The 26,228-nt window shown below is 61.2% G+C and carries 24 protein-coding genes; 19 read left to right on the top strand and 5 right to left on the bottom strand.

What is annotated here, in order from left to right:
• Positions 1 to 4 precede the first annotated feature (4 nt).
• Positions 5 to 904, top strand: coding sequence for a polyprenyl synthetase family protein (locus tag RIG82_02220; GenBank protein MEQ9459756.1), 900 nt, complete (start codon positions 5 to 7; stop codon positions 902 to 904).
• 106 nt (positions 905 to 1,010) lie between these two features.
• Positions 1,011 to 2,960: a 1-deoxy-D-xylulose-5-phosphate synthase gene (gene dxs / locus RIG82_02215; GenBank protein ID MEQ9459755.1), complete on the top strand. Its 1,950-nt coding sequence runs from the start codon at positions 1,011 to 1,013 to the stop codon at positions 2,958 to 2,960.
• A gap of 6 nt (positions 2,961 to 2,966) precedes the next feature.
• Here the strand turns inward: dxs and RIG82_02210 are convergent, their stop codons facing one another.
• Genes RIG82_02210 through RIG82_02200 form a run of 3 tightly spaced genes read right to left on the bottom strand, consistent with a single transcriptional unit; the run spans position 2,967 to position 4,386 of the window.
• A complete protein-coding gene (locus RIG82_02210) occupies positions 2,967 to 3,293 on the bottom strand; it encodes a MazG nucleotide pyrophosphohydrolase domain-containing protein (protein ID MEQ9459754.1) in 327 nt (108 codons plus the stop codon).
• Between the two features lie 3 nt (positions 3,294 to 3,296).
• Complete coding sequence (locus tag RIG82_02205; protein MEQ9459753.1) at positions 3,297 to 3,503, bottom strand: hypothetical protein; 207 nt, start codon at positions 3,501 to 3,503, stop codon at positions 3,297 to 3,299.
• Positions 3,504 to 3,510: 7 nt separating this feature from the next.
• Complete coding sequence (locus RIG82_02200) at positions 3,511 to 4,386, bottom strand: ATP-binding cassette domain-containing protein (GenBank protein ID MEQ9459752.1); 876 nt, start codon at positions 4,384 to 4,386, stop codon at positions 3,511 to 3,513.
• 334 nt (positions 4,387 to 4,720) lie between these two features.
• On the opposite strand from RIG82_02200, the gene RIG82_02195 reads away from it, so the two are divergent.
• The 13 genes from RIG82_02195 to RIG82_02135 all read left to right on the top strand — a co-directional run bounded on the left by RIG82_02195 (position 4,721) and on the right by RIG82_02135 (position 16,682).
• A complete protein-coding gene (locus RIG82_02195) occupies positions 4,721 to 4,951 on the top strand; it encodes a hypothetical protein (GenBank protein ID MEQ9459751.1) in 231 nt (76 codons plus the stop codon).
• A complete protein-coding gene (locus tag RIG82_02190) occupies positions 4,948 to 5,727 on the top strand; it encodes a flagellar hook-basal body complex protein (protein ID MEQ9459750.1) in 780 nt (259 codons plus the stop codon). The genes RIG82_02195 and RIG82_02190 overlap by 4 nt, the downstream gene beginning before the upstream one ends.
• A 22-nt stretch (positions 5,728 to 5,749) precedes the next feature.
• Complete coding sequence (flgG, locus tag RIG82_02185) at positions 5,750 to 6,556, top strand: flagellar basal-body rod protein FlgG (GenBank protein ID MEQ9459749.1); 807 nt, start codon at positions 5,750 to 5,752, stop codon at positions 6,554 to 6,556.
• Between the two features lie 28 nt (positions 6,557 to 6,584).
• Positions 6,585 to 7,658 (top strand): flagellar basal body P-ring formation chaperone FlgA, encoded by a 1,074-nt coding sequence (gene flgA, locus RIG82_02180; GenBank protein MEQ9459748.1) that lies wholly within the window; start codon positions 6,585 to 6,587, stop codon positions 7,656 to 7,658.
• Positions 7,655 to 8,395: a flagellar basal body L-ring protein FlgH gene (locus RIG82_02175; GenBank protein ID MEQ9459747.1), complete on the top strand. Its 741-nt coding sequence runs from the start codon at positions 7,655 to 7,657 to the stop codon at positions 8,393 to 8,395. Before flgA ends, RIG82_02175 begins: the two co-directional genes overlap by 4 nt.
• Positions 8,376 to 9,470 carry a flagellar basal body P-ring protein FlgI gene (locus RIG82_02170; GenBank protein ID MEQ9459746.1) on the top strand — a complete coding sequence of 365 codons (1,095 nt, stop codon included), beginning with the start codon at positions 8,376 to 8,378 and terminating at the stop codon, positions 9,468 to 9,470. The genes RIG82_02175 and RIG82_02170 overlap by 20 nt, the downstream gene beginning before the upstream one ends.
• Positions 9,467 to 9,883 (top strand): hypothetical protein, encoded by a 417-nt coding sequence (locus RIG82_02165; protein MEQ9459745.1) that lies wholly within the window; start codon positions 9,467 to 9,469, stop codon positions 9,881 to 9,883. The genes RIG82_02170 and RIG82_02165 overlap by 4 nt, the downstream gene beginning before the upstream one ends.
• Positions 9,876 to 10,394: a flagellar export chaperone FlgN gene (gene flgN / locus RIG82_02160; GenBank protein ID MEQ9459744.1), complete on the top strand. Its 519-nt coding sequence runs from the start codon at positions 9,876 to 9,878 to the stop codon at positions 10,392 to 10,394. Before RIG82_02165 ends, flgN begins: the two co-directional genes overlap by 8 nt.
• A gap of 24 nt (positions 10,395 to 10,418) precedes the next feature.
• Positions 10,419 to 12,161 (top strand): flagellar hook-associated protein FlgK, encoded by a 1,743-nt coding sequence (flgK, locus tag RIG82_02155; protein MEQ9459743.1) that lies wholly within the window; start codon positions 10,419 to 10,421, stop codon positions 12,159 to 12,161.
• Positions 12,162 to 12,218: 57 nt separating this feature from the next.
• Positions 12,219 to 14,198: a flagellin gene (locus RIG82_02150; protein MEQ9459742.1), complete on the top strand. Its 1,980-nt coding sequence runs from the start codon at positions 12,219 to 12,221 to the stop codon at positions 14,196 to 14,198.
• 138 nt (positions 14,199 to 14,336) lie between these two features.
• The gene (locus RIG82_02145; GenBank protein MEQ9459741.1) at positions 14,337 to 14,783 is read left to right on the top strand and encodes a flagellar assembly protein FliW; all 447 of its coding nucleotides are present in this window, start codon (positions 14,337 to 14,339) and stop codon (positions 14,781 to 14,783) included.
• 107 nt (positions 14,784 to 14,890) lie between these two features.
• Positions 14,891 to 15,139 (top strand): carbon storage regulator CsrA, encoded by a 249-nt coding sequence (gene csrA, locus RIG82_02140; GenBank protein ID MEQ9459740.1) that lies wholly within the window; start codon positions 14,891 to 14,893, stop codon positions 15,137 to 15,139.
• A gap of 73 nt (positions 15,140 to 15,212) precedes the next feature.
• Positions 15,213 to 16,682, top strand: a complete 1,470-nt coding sequence (locus RIG82_02135) for a flagellin (GenBank protein ID MEQ9459739.1) — start codon at positions 15,213 to 15,215, stop codon at positions 16,680 to 16,682.
• A 131-nt stretch (positions 16,683 to 16,813) separates the two neighbouring features.
• Here RIG82_02135 and RIG82_02130 read toward each other — a convergent pair whose 3' ends face one another.
• The gene (locus RIG82_02130) at positions 16,814 to 17,965 is read right to left on the bottom strand and encodes a carbohydrate kinase family protein (GenBank protein MEQ9459738.1); all 1,152 of its coding nucleotides are present in this window, start codon (positions 17,963 to 17,965) and stop codon (positions 16,814 to 16,816) included.
• Positions 17,966 to 18,054: 89 nt separating this feature from the next.
• On the opposite strand from RIG82_02130, the gene RIG82_02125 reads away from it, so the two are divergent.
• A complete protein-coding gene (locus RIG82_02125; protein MEQ9459737.1) occupies positions 18,055 to 19,395 on the top strand; it encodes a hypothetical protein in 1,341 nt (446 codons plus the stop codon).
• Position 19,396: 1 nt separating this feature from the next.
• Here the strand turns inward: RIG82_02125 and RIG82_02120 are convergent, their stop codons facing one another.
• Complete coding sequence (locus tag RIG82_02120; GenBank protein ID MEQ9459736.1) at positions 19,397 to 20,938, bottom strand: hypothetical protein; 1,542 nt, start codon at positions 20,936 to 20,938, stop codon at positions 19,397 to 19,399.
• A 118-nt stretch (positions 20,939 to 21,056) separates the two neighbouring features.
• Between RIG82_02120 and RIG82_02115 the strand changes: the two genes are divergently transcribed.
• Genes RIG82_02115 through leuS form a run of 3 tightly spaced genes read left to right on the top strand, consistent with a single transcriptional unit; the run spans position 21,057 to position 26,218 of the window.
• A complete protein-coding gene (locus tag RIG82_02115; protein MEQ9459735.1) occupies positions 21,057 to 22,346 on the top strand; it encodes a glycosyltransferase family 4 protein in 1,290 nt (429 codons plus the stop codon).
• Complete coding sequence (locus RIG82_02110) at positions 22,343 to 23,305, top strand: hypothetical protein (GenBank protein MEQ9459734.1); 963 nt, start codon at positions 22,343 to 22,345, stop codon at positions 23,303 to 23,305. Before RIG82_02115 ends, RIG82_02110 begins: the two co-directional genes overlap by 4 nt.
• Before the next feature lie 30 nt (positions 23,306 to 23,335).
• The gene (gene leuS, locus RIG82_02105; protein MEQ9459733.1) at positions 23,336 to 26,218 is read left to right on the top strand and encodes a leucine--tRNA ligase; all 2,883 of its coding nucleotides are present in this window, start codon (positions 23,336 to 23,338) and stop codon (positions 26,216 to 26,218) included.
• Positions 26,219 to 26,228: the final 10 nt, after the last annotated feature.

Below are 26,228 nucleotides of genomic sequence, written 5' to 3'. Positions count from 1 at the left end.
ACCGATGGGTCAGCCCCAGGCCGCCGTCGCCTTCGATCTAGAAGCGCTGATGGCTCCCACGGCGAAAGTCGAGCAATACATGGCCGAGTTCCTCGCGAACCGGCCATTCCCCGGGAACCTTCGCGATGCGATCGAGTACGCCCTGCTGGGCGGAGGTAAACGGCTGCGCCCGTTGTTGACCTTGTTGTCGTGCCAGGCGGTCGGTGGCAAGCATGAGCAGGCTCTCGCTCCGGCGGCCGCGATCGAGATGATCCATGCATTCTCGCTGGTTCACGATGACCTGCCCGCGATGGATGATGACGATCTACGCAGGGGCAGGCCCACGCTTCACAAACACACCTCCGAGGCGATGGCCATTCTGGCTGGCGACGCCCTGCTGGCTCTGGCTTTTGAGCTGCTGGCTTGTCGACTCAAGGATGCCTCCGTGATCGGGACCATTACCCGGGAACTCGCCGTGGCTTCCAACAACATGGTCGCGGGTCAGGTTTACGACTCGATACCCGATTTCGATTCTGAGGTTTCGGACCGCGAGAAACTCGAGATCATCCACGAGCACAAAACCGGTGCCTTGCTCCGATCAGCCTGCCGGATGGGGGCGATCTGTGGCGGGGCCAACGCCGCTCAGCTCGATGCCCTGACCCACTACGCCGAGCATGTCGGACTGATGTTCCAAGTGGTTGATGACCTGCTCGACGCCACCGGAAATACCGAAGATCTGGGCAAAGCGGCGGGCAAAGATATCGAGGCCGGGAAGCTCACTTACCCCGGGATCATTGGCGTGGAGGCCTCGAAGAATGAGGTCAAGCGGCTGCGATCCGAGGCCATGCACGCTCTGGAAGTCTTTGGCGATTCGGCCAACCCCCTTCGCGAACTCTGCGAGTACATGGCCGTCCGAACGAGTTAAGTCGAAGTCCATGTGGGACTTGATCGCCCATCGCCTGTAGTATTGAGGTACGGGAAGTTCGCTGTAAGGCTCGAATCATCACCGAGGTGAGACCCAGGTTAACTCTATGCTTGAAGCCATCCGCACGCCCGCTGACCTCCACGGACTCACCCCTCTGGAGCTTGACAAGCTCGCGCAGGAAATCCGACAAGCGATCTGCGACCAGGTCGCCCAGACTGGCGGTCACCTGGCACCCAACCTGGGCGTGGTGGAGCTGACGCTAGCGCTGCACCGGGTCTTCGATTTTTCTCACGACCGGCTTCTTTTTGATGTGGGTCATCAGTGCTACCCGCACAAGCTGATCACGGGTCGATACGGCAAGTTTGCCAAGCTCCGGACGCGCGAAGGCATGGCGGGCTTCCCCGAACCCCGCGAGTCAGACTACGACCTGTTTTCAGTCGGTCACGCGGGCACCGCGATCTCGACGGCCGTTGGTCTTGCTCGTGGCGATGACTTTGCCGCTGGCGGGACCGGTCAATCGGATCGCAAGTCCGTGGCACTCGTCGGTGACGCGTCGATCGTCAATGGCGTTGCTCTTGAGGGGCTCAACAACGCCGGGACGCTTCAGCGTCAGTTCCTGGTTGTCCTCAACGACAACGGCATGTCCATCGCCAAGCCTCAGGGCGCGATGGCCTCGTACTTCGACCGCATCCGCGTTTCCACGACGTACAGCGAGATCAAGCGCGCCGGTAAGAAAGTCCTCGATCACCTGCCCGGCGGGTCAATCGTCGAGGAGATCTATCACCGTGGCGGCGACATGCTCAAGGCCGCCATCGCCACCGATCACCTTTTCGAGCACTTCGGGCTGGTCTGTGTCGGTCCGATCGACGGCCACAACCTCCCCGACCTCATCGAGATGCTCGAAGAACTCAAGGCGATCGATCGCCCGGTGCTCCTGCACGCCAAGACGATCAAGGGCAAGGGTTTTGACTTTTCCGCCGGCGACCCGACCACGTTTCACTCGCCTAAGCCGTTTGTTGTCAATGGTTGTCGAGCTGAGTTATCCGGTTCGGGTCGCGGATTCACCGCCGCGTTCGCCGACGCCATGATCGAGCGGATGGAGGCCGATCCCTTTATCGTCGCCGTCACCGCCGCCATGCCCGATGGGACCGGGCTCTCCAAGGTGATGAAGACGTTTCCCGATCGCACCCTCGACACAGGGATCTGCGAATCTCACGCGATGGATATGTGCGCCGGGATGGCTAAATCGGGCGTCCGACCCTTCTTTGCGGTCTATTCGACGTTCGCCCAGCGTGCGCTCGATCAGGTCTTCCAGGAAGTCACGCTCCAGAATCTTCCGGTCCGTATCTGCATGGACCGGGCCGGATTCGTCGGCGGAGATGGTGCCGTGCACCACGGCTTTATGGACATCGCCATGTTCCGAGCCTTGCCCGGACTCGTGCAGTTGGCACCGATCGACGAGCCGACCCTCAAGGCCGGGCTCGCGTTTATGAATCAATATGACGAGGGGGCTTCGGCGATCCGCTACCCGCGTGACAATGTTGCCAAGCAGCCGGTTCAGGCCAACCCGCCAGTGTTTGAACTGGGCAAGGCCAACCTCATCCGTGCATCACGCACCGAGAAGCCCGATGTCGCATTGATCGCCTACGGCATCATGGCGTATACAGCTCTCGAAGTCGCTGAACATCTTGACGCCGAAGGAATCGATAGCGCTGTCTACGACGGACGCTTCGCGGCTCCGGTTGATGGTGAACTGATCGAGCAACTGTTGGCCGCAGGGGTCCCCACCTTGACGATCGAGGATCACTCGGTGGTGGGGGGGTTCGGCGACGCGGTACTCTGCGAAGCTCATGCCCGAAGACTGCCCACGCACCTCCTCCAGGTCTGTGGGATGCCGCAGAAGTGGGTCTATCAGGATTCTCGGAAGAATCAGCTCGCCGAGGCCGAGCTCGATCCGGCGTCTCTGTTAAAGGCCGCCAAGCACCACATTCTCGAATGCAAGCCGAAGAACGGCAATGCGCGCAAGCTTGAAGAAGTGATCGCCGCACGAGGGTGATTCAAGCTACTTGGCGCCAGTCGGCCCGCCATCTTCGGTCAGATACTTCTCGCGAACGGCCTTGGCCAAGTCCACGTCATTAATATTGGCCAGCGTGCAGAGCCAGGCGAGAACGTCCGCGAACTCACCCTCCAGCTCCTTCTGAGTCGATCCGCCCGATGTCGCCCCGCCTTCACCACGGACCTTCTGTAGCGTGGTGGCCAACTCCCCGATCTCCTCGATGAGCCACATGAACGTCCCTGGCGTCCCACGCGCCGAATCCTGGGCGTGGTACCTCGCCCTGATGTGCTTTTGAAAGTCAGCCAGTGTCAGGGTTTCGTCGGTGCCTAGCATCACTTAGCGTCGCTGCTTGCACGCGATCTTGGCCACGGCCATGCAGAGACCGATCACTACTGCCACGCCCGCGAGGGTCAGGAGCAGGTGGTCGGGCTGAGTCAGCCAGTGAACAAAGAGTGAGGCGTCGGACCCGCTGTGCTGACCCGGATGAGCCAGGGCAACCGCAGGGGACGAGAAAATCAGCAGCAGGGGGTTGAGCTTCTTCATGTCTGCATCATAGCGGGCCGGGCTGGAGTGTTCCCCGATCAATCTCGGGAAGCAGGTCCAGCCACGCCTCCGGCAGGACCTCCAGGAGATAGCGCCCGCTCGCCCGGCGGACGTAGACCCTGCAGCCGAAGGTCCGGGTGAGCAGTTCTGGGGTCATGACCTCTTTGGGCGTTCCCTCCGCGAGAATCCGACCACGGTTCATCAGGAAGACGCGGTCGGTGTTCGGGGGCATCTCCTCGACGTGATGGGTGATCATCAGCACGGCAGGGCGGTGCTCGGCACTCGTGAGCAGCCGCAGGGTCAGGAGCATCTGCTCCCGGCCGGCAACATCCAGCCCGGCGGCCGCCTCATCCAGGATCAGCAACTCGGGAGGTTTCATCATCGCCCGAGCCAGCAGCAGACGCCGTTGCTCGCCCGTCGATAGCGATCCGATGGCGTTTGCTTCTTTATTTAGAAGTCCGACGACGCCGAGCAGGTGCATCGCGTGATCGATATCAGTTTTCACCGGCGCGGTGGTGAGCATCAGCGTCCCGTCGATCCCGGTCAGCACCGCATCTCTGGGCGACATTGATGGATCGAGCCCGCTGAGGGTTCCAGCTTGACTCCCCAGCGCCTGGGTCGAACTCACCAGCCGAAGCCGCTCCCGCAGCGCGTGAACATGTGTCGCGCCGATGGTTTCGCCCAGGACAGTGAGCCGTCCGTCCCGGATCGGCAGGAATCCCATGACGACTTTGGCCAGCGTGGTCTTTCCGCAGCCATTGGGTCCGAGCAGAACGCCGGTCTGCCCGCGGTCGAGTCGGAGGCTCACGCCGTCGAGCAGGCGATAGCCATCGACTGAGATCTGCAGATTCTCCGCTTCCAGTGCTGCTTCTTGCTGAGCCATGGCCACGTTGTATCAGGCCGCCTCGCACGCCGCGTTGGCTAGCTGATGTGGGCCTGCTTTGCGCTCATGGCTTGCGCCTCGCGCAACCCTTGCCGAAGCGCAGGCCTTGCGCTCCACCCGCAGGGCCTGCGCTCTGACGGTCATGTTGCCGTCAAGAAGCGTGGTGGTCCTCGGAGATAGCGGGTTATCGACAAACCGCGCTTCCCCAGCTTCACCGGGCTTTTCGGGTCCTCAGTGAGCAGAACGACCTTCATTCGTATCTGGCACTGGCTGATGGCACACCTCTTGCGTGAGTGCGCATGACAGCGGAGCTCCCGTTTTGAGGTTGTTGACTATGAAAGCTCTTGAATCCCACGCCGAAGCACCGAGCACACTCTCCCTCGCCTTGCGCCTGGGACAGGGTGATCTGGCACGCGGCATCAAGACGCTCGCGGGTCTTCTCGAATCCGCAGATCGGCAAAGCAAGGTTTCTCTCCCCGCAGCGCACAAGGCCCACGGAGGGGCCTTCAGGCCCGTAGTCCGCTCGATCGCGAGCGGGTCGGTTCGCACGGAGGTGATCCGATGAACTACGGCCTGTATCTCTCTGCCTCAGGCGTCCTGACCTCGATGTACCGTCAGGACGTCTTTAGCAACAACCTGGCGAACTCCGAGACCACCGGATTCAAGCCAGTCATCCCTGAGGTTCAGCAGCGCGATCCCGAGCGAATCGAAGACGGTTTCGGCCCGAGTGTCGCCAACAAACTCCTCGAACAACTCGGTGGCGGGGTGCTTGCTGCACCTCAACGCATCGGCTTTGGCACCGGGCAACCCAAGGAAACAGGCCGACATCTCGATGTGATGCTCACTCAGGACGACCAGTTCTTTGTGATCGAAGATATCGATCCAGAGACCGGCGACCCGGGCATCCTGCTCACCCGAGATGGCAACTTTGCAATCAACAACCGGGGTGAACTGGTGAACGCCGCTGGACGACGCGTTCTCGATGACAACGATCGCCCCATCTATCTCTCCGAATCCCCCGATACGCTGATCTCTGATACCGGGGAGATCTATCAGGATGGTGAGGTTGTCTCCCAGATCCAGGTCACTCGGGTTGAGGATCGAACCGCGATCACGCTCCACGGCGGAAACCTGCTCAACATCGCCGATCCCGAGCTGCGAGAGCGCGTCGCCGATCCACTGGTCAAAGCGGGCTATCTCGAAGGCTCTGGTGTCAACTCATGGCTTGCCTTGATGGATATCACGAAGGCCACCAGCGGGGTCTCCGGCAACGCACGCATGATTCAGTACCACGACTTGGTCATGGACCGGGCTATCAACACCTTCGGCCGAGTCGCCTGAAGGACTTAGGAGTTACGCAACCATGGCAGTCATCGCCCTTCATTCCGCTGCTACTGGCCTGTCGAGTCTTTCGACCAATCTAGACGTGATCTCCAACAACCTCGCGAACGTCAACACGCCAGGCTTCAAGACCTCTCGTGTGAACTTCGAGGACCTCATCTATCAGCACAAAGAACAGCCAGGCGTCGAGAACGCTGCGGGCGATCAGCGCCCTGCTGGCCTTCAGGTCGGCTTGGGTGTCAAGGTCTCCAACACGCAGTACGACTTCTCGCCCGGATCACCGATCGAAACCGGCGAAGAGCTCGACATGATGATCGCTGGCTCGGGATTCTTTGAAGTCGAGATCGTCACTGAAGATGGTGGCGGCATCGGCTACACCCGTGCCGGGAACTTCAACGTCAACTCAGACGGCGAGGTCGTCCTGGGCACACGTGATGGCTATCGATTGGTACCCGGTCTCCAGATCCCCGGTGAAACCGTCTCGATCGACATTGCCTCCGATGGCACAGTGCAGGCGTTCGATCGTGAAGGTAACTCTCAGGAAATTGGCCAGATCCAACTCACTAACTTCATCAACCCCGCTGGGCTCAAATCCATCGGCGGGAATGTCTACGTCGAAACGCCTGCATCGGGCCCACCTGTGCAGGGCAATCCCGGCGAAGGCAACCTCGGGACGATCCAGCAGGGATTCATCGAGAACTCCAACGTCAACATGGTTCGCGAACTCGTCTCGCTGATCAAAACCCAGCGTGCCTTCGAGCTTAACTCACAGACAATCCAGGCTGCCGACCGGGCCCTTGAGGTTGTTGGCAACCTCCGCCGGTTCTGATGAAGCCTGACCACGGAACGATGCAGACATGAGCACCACCCGCAGCACAACTCGATGCCTGACTCCACTGGCGATCATGCTGCTTGTCACGACCTTTGCTGTCGCAGACAGCATCCGCCTGCATCGCAGTGCAGAGTCTGCTGGGCCGGAGATACGACTCGCCGACGTCGCAGAACTCGATGGCACCGCTGCGGTGCGATTGGCCGATGCAACGGTGGCCACGTTTAGCTCAGGGCAGATGAGCATCGAGCTATCAGCAGAGCTGCTCCGACAGAATCTCACAGAATCAGGCGCCAACTGGGCCGACCTGTCGTTGATGGGCTTCGCGAGCGTCATCGTCGAGCGCATCGAGTCGGCTGAGACCGAGTCATTCCAACAAGCACCACTGCCTGTTGCCGTTGAACCCGGCATGGCGGCGAGTAACCCGGATCAGCCCATCAGTGTCGGGACCCCGCGAACGCTCAGACAGCAGATTCTTAGACAGCTCTCGCAGCAGACCGGAGTCGATCTACAGGACCTGGTCCTGCACGCTGACCCTCGCGATCGCTCGCTACTCGATCGTCCTCTATTCGGTGAACGCTACGCGATCGAGTTGGGACCTCAGGGTGCAGGTTACGTTGCGATTCTCTCGCGGGTTTCAGCGGCCATAGACGAGACCCCACGGCGTGCCCGGCTGCGCGTTTTCCGCAAGGATCAAGTCCTTGTCGCACGCACCCCGCTTCGCCGTGGCGACGTGCTTCGTGCCCGTGATCTCGAAGTTCGCTCCCTCGAACTCCCCCTCGATCAAACCGGTTACTACCGCTCGTTCGATCAGGTCGGGGGCCTCCTCATCGGACGTTCCATCGGAGCGGGCGAACCCATCGCACCTTCCGATCTGCTCGCTGAGGAAGTCGTGAAACGCGGAGACCTGATCCACGTCACCTGCGTCATCGGCTCCATGCAGGTCCGCACCATCGCCACGGCACGCGACAACGGTGCCATTGGTGACACCGTCGCGCTCAGGTCCAACAGCTCGGGAAGAACCTTCTATGGCGTCGTCACTGGCGATCGTCAGGCACGCGTTGATACCCCCGGCATCCTCGCTATGGGAGACAGCCGATGAGAATCACCCTGACCCTCACCGCAGCCCTGATCCTCGCACTGCCCGTGAATGCACAGGATGTTGTGTCCATCGATGAACAACAAGGCGGGACGTTCCTCTATGGCCCCGCCCCTGTGCCGATCGAAGAGACGGATAGTGCTCAGCGATCCGATGGCCGCAAGCATCTGCACCAGGGTGTGGCCAGCGTCAGCTTTGCCGCCGTCGAGCAACCCGACATCCGCCGGTTCCAGGTCAACGATCTTGTGATGATCATCGTCCGCGAGTCGTTCACCAACTCCGCCGAGCAGTCCATCGACACAGAAAAGTCTGTCACGACCGACGCTGAAATCTCGCAGCTCCCCGACCTCCGGGCGTCAGACCTACTGAATCTTCAGATGCGGATGAACTCCTTTGGCGTCCAACCGGGCGTCAACTACGACTTCGAGAAGACTTTCGAGGGAGAAGGCTCGACCAGCCGGACCGACACCATGGCTGGTCGTGTGATGGCTCGCGTCGTTGACGTCAAGCCCAACGCCACTCTGGTTCTCGAAGCCCGTGATGAGATCCACACCGATGACGAGACGCTCTCCATCATCGTCTCCGGAACAGCACGGGCTCAGGACATCACCACTCAGAACTCGATCGAATCCGACCAGCTCTACGGTCTCCACGTCCGTAAAGAACACTCCGGCGAACTCCGCAAAGCCAACAAAAAAGGCTGGATTACGAGGACACTCGATGCAGTTTTCGATTTCTAAATCCCCGATAGGCCGACTCGCGCTCGCGATCTTTTTGTTCCTCGCGCTGCCGGCGCAGGCCACGCAGATCGGCGACCTCGTTCGCATCCGTGGAGCCGAGTCTTCCAAGATCACCGGCCTGGGTCTGGTCGTTGGCCTCAACGGCACAGGCGATGGCGGGCGATTCGGGCCGATGGCGCGTCCGCTGGCCGAGATCATCGGCAACCTCATGGACCCGAACACCGTGGCCACTGACCTACGCAATGCCAACAATGTCGCGCTCGTGTCGCTCACCGCCGAGGTCCCCGAGACCGGAATCCGCGAAGGTGACAGGCTCGACGTTCATGTCGCTTGCATCGGTCAGGCCACCAGCCTCGTTGGCGGGCGTCTCTTTATGGTCCCGCTCGTTGGTCCTCGCCGAGATGTCGTGACCGAAGCCCTCGCCTACGCCGAAGGGCCGATCACCGTTTCGGACCTCGAGAATCCCACTACTGGCACCATCACCAAGGGCGCGATCGCAGCCGCCACACTCCGCCCACAGTACCTCGATCGCTTCGGGAGAGTCACACTCATTCTTGACCCTGACCACGCCTCAATCCAGCTCGCCAATAACATCGCCAACATCATCAACGGACTCATCGCGCCAGACTCAGACCCGGTCGCGGACGCGATCGACGGCAAATCCATCATCGTGAATGTCCCTCGCGCCGACCGCGAGAACATCGTCGGCTTCCTCGCCCGCATCCTCGACCCCTTCATTTCGCCCGAGTTTATTACCTCCGGTGCCATGGTCGTGGTCAACGAAAAGACCGGGACCATCATCTTCTCCGATGAAGTCGAGATCTCACCGGTCGGCATCTCGCACCGCGGACTCACGATCCAGCGCATCACCCCGGAGCCAATCCCGGTTCCAGGCGAGCCGCTGATCGAAGAACTCGATGTGATCGCTCTCGACCCATCGAATCGTCCGAACCCCAAGCTCGCAGACCTGATCGAAGCCTTCAATCAGCTCAAGGTCTCTGCTGAGGATCGCATCGCCATCATCAAGGCTCTCGACAAGGCCAAGCGGCTCCACGCCAGGGTGGTCTACGAATGAACCAACTCGCCGCCATTATGGACCCTTCCAGTGCTCAGCATAGTGCGCGCGTCAGCGCATCTAGCACGAATGATCGAGGCACGTCGTTCCTCGACAAACTCGAACGCGCTGGCAAACTCACCGATTTCGACGCTATCGAGGCGCAGGTGACCGAGGCCGCCGAGAAACTGATCGCTGACCTCTTCATCCAGCCCTTGATGGCTCAGGCCCGCTCCGGACCCTTCAAGTCGGACCTGTTCTCCGGTGGCATGGCGGAGGATGTCTTTGCGCCACACCTCGACGCCGAACTCTCTTCCGGCATGTCCAAATCAGCCCAATGGCCGCTGACGCAGTCGCTTGTCGATCAGCTAATGGCCGCTTATCGCCAGCCCGACAACCAAGCGGCAACCAAGGGAGTCGATCAGCATGGATGACCGTACCCAGCGACTCGTCAACGAACTCGAATCTCTCCTCATCGACATGATCGAGCGCCAGCGCTTATGGCTCGCGGTCTTCGAGCAGAAGACCACAGCACTCCGTAGCGCTGACCACAACCTTATGGCCGCACTCTCCTCGCAGGAAAACGATCACCTCCAAGCCATGACCGAGATGGAAAAGCGGCGGCTTCACCTCCTCGCCGACATCACCCAGGCCCTTGATCCGCAAGCATCTGAGCCTCTGCGACTCACTGCGTTGGCTCAGCTTTTGCCTGAGACGATTAGCCAGCGCCTTCTGGACCTGCGTGCAGAACTCCGAACCGAGATCGAACGATTCCGCTCGCGTCTGACCTCGGCCCGGCAGGCCTCCGAATCCCTGCTGCGCCACGTCAACGGCGTGGTTACTTCGGTGGTCGCCGCTGCGACCGGCAATAACGTCTACAGCCGCAGTGGGTCTCTCCCGCAACCGGCTAAAGCCAACCTGAGCACTTTTAGCCTTAGCGCCTGATCACTCGCGACCAAGAGCCGAACCATGGGCCTCACCAACGCACTACAGATCGGCAAGTCAGGCATCCTCGCCGCCCAATCGGCGCTCCAGGTGGTCGGTAACAACATGTCCAATGTTGGGACTGATGGCTACAACCGCCAGCGTGTCAGTCTCAGCCCCGTCGGCGATCAGCAAATCGGGCAGGGCATTTTCGTCGGCCGTGGCGTCCAGCTCGAAGCCATCACGAGACTCGTCGATGAAGCCCTCCAGACCCGTCTGCGCGGATCGATCGCCAACCAGTCCGGTTCTCTCGAACGACAAAAGCTCCTCACGCAGATCGAATCGATCCAGAACGAGCTCGCCGAGGTCAATGTCACCACGCGACTCTCCGAGTTCTTCCAGTCCTGGAGCTCCCTTGCCGGCAACCCCGGCACGCCATCCGATCCCTCCACGGCGCTGCGTAGCGATGTCATCAATCAGGGGCAGACGATCGCCGACCACCTCCGCGACCTACGACTCGAGGTGATTGCAACCCGTGAGCAGACCGATGAGGCCATCATCGATTCGGTTCGCGCTGTCGATAGCCTTCTCTCTCGTGTCGAGGAACTCAACAACCGCATCGCGATCGCGGAATCCGGTCAGGGCGAGGGCGCATCAAGCCTCCGCGATCAGCGGGATGTTGTCCTCAACGAACTGGCTACCTATCTGGATATCTCCACTAATGAGCTGACCAACGGCGAGGTCGATGTCTTTGTCGGCTCGACGCCCCTGGTTCTCAATGGCGACTCCCGTGGCGTCGCACTTGCAGAGGGTATCGGCCAGTCCGGTTCGTCGATCAGCCTCGTGATTCGTGACGACGGCCAGACTGTGAACTCAAGCACAGGCAAGCTCGGTGCCCAGATCGCATTCCGCCAGAACGACTGGCAGCAGGCTCTCGACACGATCGATAACCTCGCGTCAGAGTTGATCTTCCAGGTCAACCGAGTTCACAGCACCGGTCAGGGCCTCACCGCTCAGAGCACGGTGACCGGGCTTAACCGGGTCGATGACAGCACCGCAGTCCTCACCGATGCCGCTTCGGGTCTTGACCACCTGCCGACCCATGGCTCATTCCAGATCCACATCACTCAGAACAACGTAACGACGACCCAGCAGATCAACATCGATCTCGACGGACTCAACGCCAACGACACCACGCTCGACAGCCTTGTCGCGCAGATCAACACCAGTCCGAGACTCGCTGGCCTCGTCAGCGCCGCCGTCACCACCGATGGCCGCCTGAACATCGCCGCGACCTCCAGCTCTGCTTCGTTGACGTTCTCCGATGACACCTCAGGCGTTCTCGCCTCCTTTGGTGTCAACAGCTTCTTTGCTGGCTCCAATGCCATCGATATCACGGTTAACCAGGCACTCCGATCCGACCCTCGAAACGTCGCAGCCGCTCGTGATGTTTCAGTCACCGGTCAATCCCTCGGCACCAACGAGAACGCCCTGAGCATCGCCGACCTCGCCAACCAGGGACTCGAGGCGCTCGCAGGACGATCACTCACCGACTTCTGGTCCGACCATATCTCTGAGAACGCATCCAAACTCAGTTCCACCAAGCAGCAGGCCGAGGCGGACACCATCGTGAAGTCGTCACTCGAAGCCCAACGCCAGGAACTCTCAGGCGTCAACATCGACGAAGAAGCCATCGACCTCATTCAGTACCAGCGTTCCTTCCAGGCTAGCGCCCGCTTTATCAACGTCGTCGACGAACTCCTCCAGACCCTCCTTGGACTCGTCTAAGACTCCCATGAACCCATCAACCTCGACCATCTCGACCTTCGATGAAAGGAGCACCGCATGTCAGGCGTAGGCTCCGTCACCGGTCGTGTCACCAGCATCCTCAGCCGTGACCAACTGGTCGAACAACTCCGGCGAACCCAGCTCTCGATGCTCGATCAGCAGCGACAGATCTCCACCGGGCTCAAGTACGCAGCCCCGTCCGATGCGCCTGGCGAGTCTTCCTCCATTCTCTTCCTTAGAAAGCGACTCCTCGAGCGCGACCAGCAACTCACCAACCTCGCTCAGAGTGACACGCTCCTCAACGCTGGCGATCAGGCCCTTAAGGACTTCAAAGACATCACACTTGAAGCCCGAACCCTCGCGCAGGAAGCGGCTAACGAATATGGTGGGACCTCCGCCGAGGCTCGCTCGGCCCAGGCGCTCGTCGTCGCTGAACAACTCGATGCACTGCTCGGAATCGCCAACCGTGACGTCCTCGGCGTCCCGCTCTTCGGTGGACGCAGCTACGGGCAGACCGACCAAGTCTTCGAGGAGTTTCTTGGCGGAATCCGCTACCGAGGCTCCGCGACCAACCTCCAGCTCGATACAGGTCAGATCGACCGCAGCGATATCGCCTCCAACGGTGTCGATGCCTTCGGAGCCCTGACCACGCGCGTCACCGGAACCGCCGACCTCGACCCCGACATCAATGGCCAGAGCCGCCTGAGTGATCTCAACGGAGCCATCGGGCAGGGCGTTCGCCTTGGCGAACTCCAGGTCTCGGTCGGAGCGACCTCCGCCGTCGTCGATCTCACTGGAGCCGAAACCGTTGATGACATCGTCACGCGACTCACCGCCGCCTTCGACGCCATCACACCCGGCTCCGCATCGGTCACCCTGACCAACGATGGCTTTGCCCTCCAGGCCACGGGCGTTGATCCGGTCACCATCACGGACCTCCAGGGCGGAAACGTCGGCGTCGACCTTGGGATCAACCTCACCAACGCAGGCGGACCACCCACTGTGGGTGCGGATCTCGGTGCTCGCCTGACCAAGGCCACGCGCATCGCAGACCTCGGTATCGCCCTCGACACCACCTCCGGGATGATCATCAGCCAGGGGCCTCGCACTGAGGTCGTCGATCTAAATGGTGTCGATACCATCGAAGACCTGCAGAACCGCATCAACGCCCTTGATCTCGGCCTACGCCTTGAGATCAATAACGATGCCACGGGGCTCAACTTCTTCTCCGAAGTCTCCGGCCCCGAGTTCTCGATCGGAGAGAACGGCGGGACCACCGCCGCCGATCTCGGGCTCCGAACCTTCACCCTCAACACCCGACTCGAAGACCTTCGCAACGGCCTAGGCGTCGGCATCAACGAGGGCGTCAAGGATCAGACCAACGAGATCAAGCACGAGCTCGAGTTTCAGCTCCACGATGGCACCGCCTTTCGCGTCAACCTCGACGGCCTGAGCACCATCGGCGAGGTCGTCACCGCCATCGAGACCGAAGCCACCACCGCAGGCCTCACCCTTGGAGCCGACTTCGCCATCGGACTCAAAGCGACCGGCAACGGCCTCGAGATCACCGACAACACCGCCGGAGCCAACGACTTCATCGTCTCCAGCCTCGGCCCCGAGCTGACCGCAGAACACTTGGGCATCGCTGGAAACGCGGGGGCAGCCAACACACTCACCGGCACCGACACCAACACCATCCGGGCCCAGAATGTTTTCACCCATTTGATGGATTTAAGAGACGCACTGGCCGGGAATGACACCTCTGGCATCGCCCTTGCTATGGATAAGTTGAACGGCGATCTCGACCGGCTCGATGCTTCCAGAGCCACCGTCGCCTCAGCCGCCAGCAGGGTCGCTCAACAGACCCAAAGGATCGAGGACATGAAACTCACCGAGCAAATCCTCCTCTCCGATCTTCAGGACGCTGACCTCACCGAGGTCATCACACGCTTTACCCAACTCCAACAGCAACTCCAGGCCTCCATGGCCGCAGGAGCGCAGATCCAGCAACTCACCCTACTGAACTTCTTGCGCTAGACGCGCAAAAGACGCGCGGGAACGGGTCCACTCGGCCGGACCTCTCCCGAACCCAGGCGACGGCAGGATGCCGTCCACCGCCCAACACAACGGGCGGCAACCGAACCAGGATGGAACAGGCCGCAGAGGTAACCAGCGATGATCATCCAGACGTCGCGATTCGGCGAGATCGAAGTGGACGACACCCGTGTCATCCACTTCCCCAAGGGACTCCTCGGATTCCCCAACTACGACCGCTACGTCCTCATCGAGGCCGGCGAAGAATCCACCTTCTGGTGGCTCCAGTCCGTCGATCTCCCCGAACTCGCCTTTATCGTCACCGACCCCGCTCTCTTCGTACCCACCTACCAGGTGCCTCTGCGCCGCGATCAACTCGGCGACCTGGGCATCAGCAAACCCGAAGAAGCCCAGGTCTTCGTCATCGTCAATAAGCACGAGACCATGCTCACCGGAAACCTCCAGGGACCTCTGATCATCCACGTCGAAAAACGACTCGGCGAACAGATGGTCCTCTCTGATCGACGCTTTACCACCCGCGTTCCTCTGGTCGAACTACGAACACCAGCCGAGGCCATGAGCGCCTAGCGCTCAGGACCCAACCGTGAACACCACCCACCCATCCATCACGAGCGCCGCGCCGATGCAGGGATGCATGGACAACGGCCCGAGGCCCAAGGAAGGAGCCCAACCCCATGCTCGTGCTATCCCGTCAGCGGGACGAAACCATCATGATCGGCGACGAGATCGAGATCACGGTCGTCGACATCCGAGGAGACAAAGTTCGTCTCGGGATCAACGCCCCACGTTCGGTGCAGGTGCACCGAAAGGAAGTCTACGAAGCCATCAAGAGGGAAAACACCGACAGCGCCAACGTCCAGATCACCGATCTGACGCGCCTGGAAGGTCAACTCAAGCGCCGCGCGGCCGGCGCCGGCGGATAACCCGCCGTCACCACGCCACGGCAACGGCTCGCCTAACGGCGCACAAGAGCCTGACAATCAAGGAGGATTGTCCATGACACGCATTAACAGCAACGTCTCCTCGATGATCGCGAGGAACCAGCTCGCCAGGACCAACGACGATCTCGCCGTTCGGCTCCAACGCCTGAGCACAGGTCTCAAGATCAATCGTGGCGCCGACAACCCCGCTGGCCTCATCGTCTCCGAGCGCTTGCGCAACGAGATCCAGGCTGTCGGGCAGGCCGTCGATAACATCGAACGCGCCTCCAACGTCATCGCCACCACCGAATCCGCCCTCCAGGAAATCAACGACCTGCTCATCTCCATGAAGAGCCTCGTTGTTGAAGCCGCCAACACCGGCGCCTTCTCCAAAGAGGAAATCCGTGCCAACCAGCTCCAGATCGATTCGGCCGTCCAGTCGATCACCCGTATCTCGAACACCGCTTCCTTCGCAGGGCTCAAGATGCTCAACGGCTCACTCGACTACATCGTCGAGAACGCCACCGCCTCGCAGATCTCCGACATCTCCATCTTCGGTGCCAACTTCGGTACCAACACCTCCATCCCCGTCACCGTCGAGGTCCTCGCATCAGCCCAGAACGCGCAACTCTTCATCGGCGGGAACTCCAACCCTGGTGTACCCGGAACCTTCCTCTCCTCCGTCACCTTCACGGTCGCCGGAACACGGGGAACCGAATCGTTCCAGTTCATCTCCGGTACCACGATGGCCCAGGCCATCAACCAGATCAACTCTCGTTCTGACGCCACTGGCGTCTCCGCCTCACTCGTCTCTGGAGCCGATCCCTCCTCAGGTATCGTGCTCAGTTCCACCGAGTTTGGCTCCGATGCCTTCGTCTCGGTCGAAAGACAACGCGATGGCGACTTCTTTAACACCCTCGACGCACCAGGTGGAACCGCTATCGTTCGTGACACCGGCCAGGATGTCCTCGCCATCGTCAACGGCAACCTCGCGCTCGGTCGAGGCTCACTCGTCTCGCTCAACACATCCTCGCTGCAACTCGAACTCCAACTCACCGACGCCACAGCGACCAGCGGGCTCGGAACCGAGTACACGTTCGACATCACTGGCGGCGGAGCCATCTACCAGATCGGACCGGGCGTGAACTCCGCCCAGCAGGTCGGCTTTGGCATCCAGTCGGTCGCAGCCTCCAACCTCGGCAACTCCACCGCTGGCTTTCTCTCCGACATCATCTCCGATGGCGACTTCTCCCTGGTCAAAGGCCAGCAACGCCAGGCGTCCGACATCCTCGACGCCGCCATCGACCAGGTCTCCATCCTCCGCGGACGACTCGGTGCTTTCGAACGTAACACCCTCGACACCACCGCACGGTCGGCTCAGGTCGCGCTCGAAAACCTGACCGCCTCCGAGTCACGCATCCGTGACACCGATTTCGCCGAGGAAACCGCCGCACTCACCCGCGCTCAGATCCTCCAGCAGGCCGGTACTCAGACCCTCTCGCTGGCTAACAACACCGCCCAGTCAGTCCTCTCCCTCCTGCAGTAAACCCAGTCGAGGACAACCCCTAATCACAACGCTCCTGACGACCCGGCCTCGGCCGGGTCGTTTTCTGCGCCCCCCGCGCAAGAATGACACATCGTTCGTCCCGGACCCACCCTCATCAAAAAAACTGAATCTCACCCGCCCTCAGGAGCCGGCAGTTCGTCGCAGAACCCCGCTAACTCCGCAAGCGTCGGGCTCTTGGCATTCCGCACATAAAATCCACTGGTCCCCGTCCCCGCACACAGGCTCTGCTCCAGACTCAAGCCCGCGAGTAGCCCCAGACAGAACCCCGCGTTGAAGTTATCCCCGGCTCCTGTCGACAGCTTTGGCTGCTTCACAAACGGGCCCGAAAATCGCGCCGTCTCGATACCTTCCCCCTGCACTCGACACGCAGCAGCCCCACTCCGTGGATGCACCACCGTCGCGTGAATCCCCATCGATTCTCGGATCGCCGCCGCTGTCGCCTCGATCGATCCCTCAGCATCCGACACCTCGGGCAGTCCCAAGGCCTCGGACACAAAACCCGACTCCGCCAGGTTCATCCCTAGGATCACATCCGCGTGCTCCTGCACCCGCTTCATGATCTCGAGGGCTCCTTGCAGGTCCTCCAGCGTCCGCTTCGCCGGGTCGCACAGATCAAAAAACAGCACCAACCGCTTCTCACGAGCCCCCAACTCGGGCAGCACTTCATCCGCCATCAGCTCCCAGATCGTCTGCGTCCCCGGCATCATCGTCCAGTTGATCATCGCCACCAGGTCCGCCCTCGACACCACCTCCGCGAAACGACCGACCCCGATCGTCTCGCGGACCTGCTCGGCACCAAACGTCAGCAGGTGCGCGTACTTGCCCAGCATCAGCTTGCCATCATCAAACTCCAGCGCATCGGTCTTCCCCGCCTCCGCGAGCGGGATCACCTTCGCCCGCTCGACCAGTTCACCAAAGATCGGGTCCGGATTCGGATAACCCACCGCCCCCAGATACGTCACCTCGATCTCACCCGCCGCCATCGCGTTGGCCATGATCGGCCCGTTGCCGCCGAGCTTCTGGAGCGTCGTCACAAACTCAAAGTTCGCACTCTTCCCCGCCGCCGCCACGATCCGGCTCCCCAGCACGTCCATCGTCGGCATCGCGTCAAACCGAGTCGCGTCGTACCGCCGATCCACCACCCGGATGATCGAATCAATAAACCCGTCAAAACCCACCACCGCCCGCGCCCCGGCCCCACGCGCCGCGTAATCCCGCAGACCCGCCGCCGTAGCTTCAGCAATCGCCTTCCGATCCGACATCCCAAAACTCCTTCAAGTCATGCGAGCCGCAAAGCTTAGCAGATCCCCGTCAGCCACTCTGTCGTAGCATGTGGCAACCGAGACAGCCCATGGCCGATGCCCCCTCCCCCCACGCCTACCCCTCCACGCACCCCCGCTGGACCATCCCTGCCCTTCTCCTGACCCTCCCCCTCGCTCCCTGGATCGCTGTCAATCGCGGGGTTTACAACTGGTCCTGGGCAGCCGCCGTGCCCGCCCACCTCATCGGCCTCGCCGCGCTACCTCTCTGGTACATCGGCAACATCGACTTTGATTTCGACCAGACCCGCGTGATCTACCTCCTGGTCCTCTTCGAGTTGATCGCCATCGCCTTCGCCGGGGCCCTCCAGGTCTTCGCGTTCATCGACGGCAAATCCCTCCACACCTACCTCCTCGCCACCCAGCGTCTCTACTTCGCATCGCCCTTCATCGCAGCCGTGGCCTGGCTGCTCACCTTCTGGGGTGAGTTTCTCTATGAGATCTCCGAGAACGCCTCCGCCGGCGAACTCCGCGTGATCAGTTTCATCGTGTTGATCACCATCATCTCCAGCTTCGCCGGCATCATCACCGCCCTGATCGCCACCGTCCGCGCTGGCCGCCCCGGCTGGACCTGTCGATGGCCTCCCGGCTGCGAAAACTGCAACTACACACTCCTCGGCCTCCCGCCCAACGCCACCTGCCCCGAGTGCGGCCGTCCCTCAGCAGACTCCCTCGCCCGCAGCCTCCGCGCAGGTGTCACCCATGCCGCTCCCTCTCGCTGGCGGCGCGGATGGCTTGTCCTCCTCAAGCCCTCTCGACTCGGTTTATTCGTCACGACCCGTGGCCCCGAACCCTTCCCCATCCTCGGCTGGTTCATCGCGTTCGCCAGTGTCTGGCTCGCCTGTCTCTACGGCATGCTCGTGATCCAATCATCATTTTCAGCAACCTCGATCGATGCAGACACCTCACCCCGCGCGCTCATTCATACCCTCCTGCTCCGAGACTGGTCCACAGGAACACAACGCAACCAGATGCTCATCGTGATGTCCGCCTTCGCATGGTTCTACGCCGCCGCCTTACTCCTCATCATCAACTTCTCCGCCCTCGTCGCCGAACGCGCAGGCGGAAACCGTGGCTTCGCCCCCGTCCGTCAGGCCATCCACTGCCTGCCCGCTCATTGGGCTCTCGCCATCATCGTCGCCGTTGGGCTCACCCTCTGGCACAGCCTCAGCCTGACGTTTCTCTGGCTTAATCCGATAGCCATCACCCTCACCGCGATCGACAACACCGAGGCGACGATCCCCGAATCACTGCTCGAACTTGCCGAAACCATCCCCCTCCTGACCCTCGTGCTCTGGGCGATCGGTGTCTTCGCCTGGTTCACCTATGCCCTCTCCCGGGTCGCCCGCGCCACCCGCTACGCCAACTGGTGACTCACGCCCCCACCGTCTCCCGGGCAGCCTCCGCGCGCTTCTTCAAAAACGCCTTCGCCGGAGCCGGGAACAACAGCATTAGCAATAAATCCCGGTGACTCTTAATCAGCTCACCGTGTTCCGCAAACACTTTCGCCAGATCGACCCTTGGCACATACTGCGCCGGCCGACCCGTAAACAGCTCACGACCCTCCGCCACCTTCTTGAGCACCTCAGGGTCCGCCGGCCCCGGCAGTTTGCCATACTTCCCAAGCATCACATCCCGAAACGGCTCCGAGACAAACCCATACGGCTCGCCCTGAATCACATTAAACGCCGCCTGCGTCCCCACGATCTGACTCGTAGGCGTCACCAGCGGTAGGTACCCCGCCGCAGCACGCACCCTCGGGATCTCCTCAAGAATCTGGGGCATCGCATCCAGCTTGCCCTGCTCCTTCAACTGATTGTGCAGATTCGAGATCATCCCCCCCGGGATCTGCGAAGCCAGCTGCGCCTTATCAATCGCCGGATATCCCTGCGGTTCCATGATCTTCTGCTCGATCAGGTCCACCGCCTCATCACACGATGCCCGATCACGCTTCTTGAGCAGCGCTATCGCCTTCCGCATCACATCCACCATCGCCGCAGTCGGCTCAGCAGGCCACGGGTTCCCGAAATGCTCCGGGTCCTTATCGACGCTCGCCAGCTCTTCCCGGACCTTCCTTAACTCACGATCAATCGCCGGAGCATGCTCAAAACTGACATTCAGTTCGATGCCCAGTTCCTTGGCGAAATACCCCATCAACTCCGCTGGCGGCTGAGCCGTCCCATGAGCCATCGGACCATGGCACACGTCCAGGTGATCCACCCCCGCCAGCATCGCGACGACATAACTCGCCGTCGCCAACCCGTTGGTGCAGTGCGCATGAAGCGTCAACTCAAGATGCGGGAACGCCGCCTTGATCCGCTCCACCAACGCCCACGCATCCGCCGGGTGCAGCAACCCCGCCATGTCCTTGATCGCCAGTGAATCCGCCCCCGCGTCCACGACCCGCTGCGCGAATCCCAGAAAATGGTCCGTGTCGTGCACCGGCGACACCGTATAACTCAGCGCCGCCTCCGCGTGACCATTAAATGTCTTGGTCGCCATGATCGCCGTGGTCAGATTCCGGTGATCGTTGAGCGCATCAAAGATCCGCATCCGGTGCAACTTCCCGCCACCCGTCCGGATCGCTTCCTTGAGAAACTCGTAAACCACGTTGTCCGGGTAAGGGTTGTACCCAAACAGGTTCTGACCCCGACAAAGCGATCGGATCTCGATCTCCCGTCCAGCCTCATCGAGCACCCGCCGCAGCGTCTCCAAACGCTCGAACGGATCATCCCCCGTAAATCGCAGCGAAGAATCCAAAACTGCCCCGCCCCAAAGCTCCAGAATCGAGTACCCCGAATCCCGCAGCAACGGCAAAACCCGCAAAGACTGCTCCAGCGACATCCGCGTCGCCAACAGCGACTGATGCCCATCCCGGAGCGAACAATCAATCAGATTCACACGTCCTGCAGGCATCGCTTAAACGCACTCCAATCATCAAGAACCCGAGTCCTTAGTATAAGGCTTTTTAGTCCCCTGTTCCCCGCGATTTCCACTGGCCAGCACCCCGTAACACCGTCGATACCTTCTAGACATGACCACCTCTGCCTCCAACCACCCTCGAGTCCTCATTGTCGCCGAGAACGCCTCCGCCCGCTTCGGCGGGGAAGCCATCCTCCCCCTGCACTATTTCCGATTTCTCCGCGCCAGAAACATCGAAGCACATTTGCTGGTTCACGAACGCACACGAGATGAACTCCTGGACGTTATCGAGCCCGCCGACCACTCCAGACTGCACTTCGTCCCCGACCTCGTGGCGCAACGCTGGCTCTGGGCCATTGGCTCTAAGCTCCCACACCGCCTGGGCAACATGTTCACCGGTATGCCGATGCACCTGCTGACGCAGTACCTCCAAAGGCGTGCTGCGAGAGACTTGATCCGGCAGCATGGCCTCAACATCGTTCACGAACCCATCCCCGTCTCGCCCAAAACCCCGTCGCTCATGCACAGCCTAGGCGTGCCCACCATCATCGGGCCCATGAACGGTGGGATGATCTACCCGACCGGCTTCCGAAATCTCGAGTCGAGTATCGAGCGGCTCCTGATCGGCTCCGGACGGGCCACCTCAGGCCTAGCCAACTGGCTCATCCCCGGCAAACGCCGTGCCGCCGCTCTCCTCGTCGCGAATCAGCGTACCGCCAAAGCCCTACCACCTGGGATCCGGACGCCGGTGATCGAACTCGTTGAGAACGGCGTTGATCTCAAACTCTGGCAGCCACCCCCGGTCTCACCACCAACTGACAACACCACACGCTTCCTCTACATGGGACGGATGGTCGACTGGAAAGCCATCGATCTCCTCCTTCACGCCCTCGCACAACTTCGAGCACAAGCCGAACACCCCGACGTCCACCTCGATCTTCTCGGCGATGGTGATCAACGAACTCATCTCGAACAACTCACCGATCAGCTCCAGATACGCCCATTGGTCACTTTCCATGGCTTCCTCCCTCAGGCTGATTGTGCCAGGAAACTCGCTGACTGCGACGCCCTTGTCCTCCCGAGTCTTTACGAGTGTGGCGGGGCCGTCGTCCTCGAAGCCATGGCTATGTCCAAACCCGTCATCGCCACTGACTGGGGCGGGCCCGCCGACTACCTCGATGACTCCTGTGGCATCCTGATCCCGCCAACCAGCCGTGAGTCCTTCATCCACGATCTGGCTAGCGCGATGAATCGGCTCGCTACCGACCCCATCCTCCGCACCACCCTTGGCCGAGCCGGACGCGCCAAAGTAGAAACCCACTACGACTGGCAGGTCAAGATCGACCGCATCCTCGACATCTACCAGCAGGCTATCAACGCCGGGAAGCCTACAAAACTATGACAGACTCCGCCCGACGAAACGTCTACATAGTCCTTGGCGTCAACTCTCTCAGCTACGCCCGTCTTTGTCTGAGCAGTCTCCTGAACAACGCCATCGAACCGCTGCAGCTCCGTCTCATCACCGACAACGCTCACGATGCGAGTCAACTCGCCGAAGCCGTCAAGCAACTCGACCCGCCCGATCGCCACCAATGGTCCACTCACGGCTTCGAAGAACTAAACGATCTCGCCGCTTCGAAGATCCCCAACCATCAGCACGTTCGCGCGTTCATGCACGGCCACCCCTGCTGGAGGAAAATCACTGATCCACTCCTCATGGCTAACGATGATGAAGAAACCATCATTCTCGATCCTGATGTCTACTTCCCCAGCCCCTTCACCTTTGAGCCCACTCCACAGCACGGACTGCTCCTCATGTGGCAGTCCCCTAACTGTCTCCTCCCGCCAGAGACAGTCGAACGCGCCTTCCAACTCGGACCTCTCGCCGACCACACCGACATCGGCGTTGCCCACGCCCGCGCACCCATCGACTGGGGCTGGCTCGATAACTACATCCATAACCTTGGCGGAACCCAGCTCCCTCGCTCGATGCACGTCGAGTCCATCATCTGGGCCGCTCTAGCCATGCGCATCGGCGGCGGGTACCTCGACCCCGACCGGTGGTGGTGCTACCGCAGCGCCCAGTGGAAACGGGCTGCCCTCAAACTCCGTATCCCTGGAACCACCATCCTCCGCTGCGAACCCCTCAGCTCCGTCAAAGCTTTCCACGCCGGCGGGCAAGCCAAACACTGGCTGGTTCAGGCCAACCCCGCCGAGCCCACCCGTCCGGACCCCACCCTCACACGCCCCTCACCTATCCGGCCCTTCGTCCCATTCCCTGCGGCAAAGCATCAGGCAAAACTACGCCGATCCGCCTGGCTCCAGGCCCTGGGGTACTACCGCTTCCTCGGTTCCGGCTAAGCCTCTCAATCGCTTATCCTTAACGATCCCATGACCAACCCCACCCCCCACACCACCTACGACTTCACCGCCATCGAAGCCCGCTGGCAGCACTATTGGGCCGAGCATCACACCTTCCACACGCCCAGCCCAGGCGACGATGGCTTCGATCCCCGCAAACCCAAGTTCTATGTCCTCGACATGTTCCCCTATCCCTCGGGGGTCGGCCTCCACGTCGGACACCCCCTCGGCTACATCGCCACCGACATCGTCGGCCGCTACAAACGCATGCAGGGCTTCAACGTCCTTCACCCCATGGGCTTCGACGCCTTCGGTCTCCCCGCTGAACAGTACGCTGTCGAAACAGGAGTCCACCCCCGCGAGACCACCGACCGCAACATCCAGAACATGATCCGCCAGCTCAAGCGACTCGGTCTCGGCTACGACTGGTCCCGCCAACTCGCCACCACCGACACCGACTACTACCGCTGGACCCAGTGGGTCTTCCTCCAGCTCTTCGAGAGCTACTTCGACCCCATCGACAACGCTGCCCGACCCATCGCCCAACTCATCAAAAAACTCGAGGACGAAGACTACTACGTCGGCATCGACGGCGAGCTCATCCTCTCCGCCGATGCCGAGAACATGGAGTCCCTCGCCGGCATCGGCAACCCCAACATCCACAAGTGGCAGGAGCTCGAAGCCGACCAGCGCCTCCGCCTGATCGATGAGTACCGCCTCGCTTTCCTCGCCGAAGTCGATGTCAACTGGTGTCCCGCCCTCGGCACCGTGCTCGCCAACGAGGAAGTCACCAACGATGGCCGCTCCGAACGCGGCAATCACCCCGTCTACAAACGACCCCTCAAGCAGTGGATGCTCCGCATCACCGCCTACGCCGACCGCCTGATCGATGAGCTCGATATCGTCGACTGGCCCGAGCCCATCAAGCTCCACCAGCGAAACTGGATCGGCCGCTCGACCGGCGCCGAGGTCGACTTCGCCATCGAAAACTCGGACGAATCCATCCGTGTCTTCACGACCCGTCCAGACACCCTCTTCGGCGCGACCTACATGGTCCTCGCCCCCGAACACCCCCTCGTCGAGGTCGTCACCACTACAGAACACCGCAAAGCCGTCGATGATTACCAGGCCGAAGCCGCCCGCAAGACCGAAATCGACCGCGCTGCCGAAGGCAAAGAGAAAACCGGCGTCTTCACAGGCGGATACGCCGTCAACCCTGTCACCGGTCGCCCCATCCCCGTCTGGATCGCCGACTATGTCATGATGGGCTACGGAACCGGCGCCATCATGGCTGTCCCCGCCCACGACACCCGCGACCACGCCTTCGCCAGGAAGTTCGATATCGACATCATCCAGGTTGTCACCGGCGGATCGGTGCCTATCGAAGAACAAGCCTTCACCGGAACCGGCAAACTCACCAACTCAGAAAACGACGAGGTCTCCCTCAGCGGCCTCGACGTGCCCGAAGCCAAAGCCCGAATCATCGAATGGCTCCAGTCCAAACGTCTTGGCCAGCCCAAGGTCCAGTACAAACTCCGCGACTGGCTCTTCTCCCGCCAACGCTACTGGGGCGAACCCTTCCCCATCCTCCACGAACTCGATGACAACGGTCAGCCCACAGGCGTTATCCGCGCTGTCCCCGCCGACCAACTCCCCGTCGAACACCCCCACCTCGAAGACTTCCGACCCGATGCCGTCGATGACCCCAACGCACCCCCACGCCCACCTCTCGGCCGCGCCCCGGATGACTGGAAATACGCCACCCTCGACGGCAAACGCTACCAGCGGGAGTTCAACACCATGCCCCAGTGGGCTGGCTCCTGCTGGTATTACCTCCGCTTCCTTGACCCCGCCAACCTCAACCACTTCGTTAGCGACGAGGCCGAGAAGTACTGGATGACCCGCTCCGACCAGATTAAACCCACTTACCTCGGTGGGGTCGATCTCTACGTCGGCGGGGCCGAGCACGCCGTACTCCATCTCCTCTACGCCCGCTTCTGGCACAAAGTCCTCTTCGACCTCGGCCACATCTCCACCCCCGAACCCTTCGGCCGCCTCTTCAACCAGGGCTACATCCAGGCCTACTACTACGAAAAAGCTAACGGCACCCGAGTCGAGGCGACCGAAGTCACCACTGACGACGGCCGACCCGCCTACGAGGTCCAGGGGCAGCCCGGCATCAACTTCCTCTACCAGGGTGAACCCGTCACCGAACGCTACGGCAAGATGGGCAAGTCCCTCAAAAACGCCGTCGCTCCCGATGACATCTGCAACCAGTACGGCGCCGACACCCTCCGCCTCTACGAAATGTTCATGGGCCCACTCGACCAATCCAAGCCCTGGAACACCAAGGACATCACCGGCGTCCACCGCTTCCTCAACCGCATCTGGCGCAACGTCTTCGACCCCGAGACCGGCGACTCCCTCATCATCAACGATCCACCCTCCAATGACCTCGAACGCGCGACCCACATAACCATCGCCCGCGTCACCGACGCCATGAACGACATGGCCTTCAACGTCGCCATCGCTGCCCTCATCGAACTCAACAACAAACTCGTCCCCGAACCAACCCTGTCTAAATCCATCGCCGACCGCCTCGTCCGTATGCTCGCCCCACTCGCCCCTCACGCCGCTGAAGAACTCTGGCACGCCCTCGGCCACCCCCACTCAGTCGCCGATGCCAACTGGCCCACCTTTGACCCCGCCATGCTGGTCGAAGACACCATCGAGATGCCCGTACAGGTCAACGGCAAACTCCGCGGCAAGATCACCCTCCCCGCCGACGCCGACCAGCCCGCCGTCGAAGCCGCCGCCAAAGCCGACCCCAACGTCAACACCCACCTCGAAGGCAAGACCATCCGCAAGGTCATCGTCATCCCCAACAAGCTGATCAACATCGTGGCCAACTAGCCCGGACCTG

It is taken from the genome of Phycisphaeraceae bacterium (assembly GCA_040222855.1).
Lineage (GTDB): Bacteria > Planctomycetota > Phycisphaerae > Phycisphaerales > Phycisphaeraceae > Mucisphaera.
This window is presented reverse-complemented; position numbering and strand designations above follow the sequence as displayed.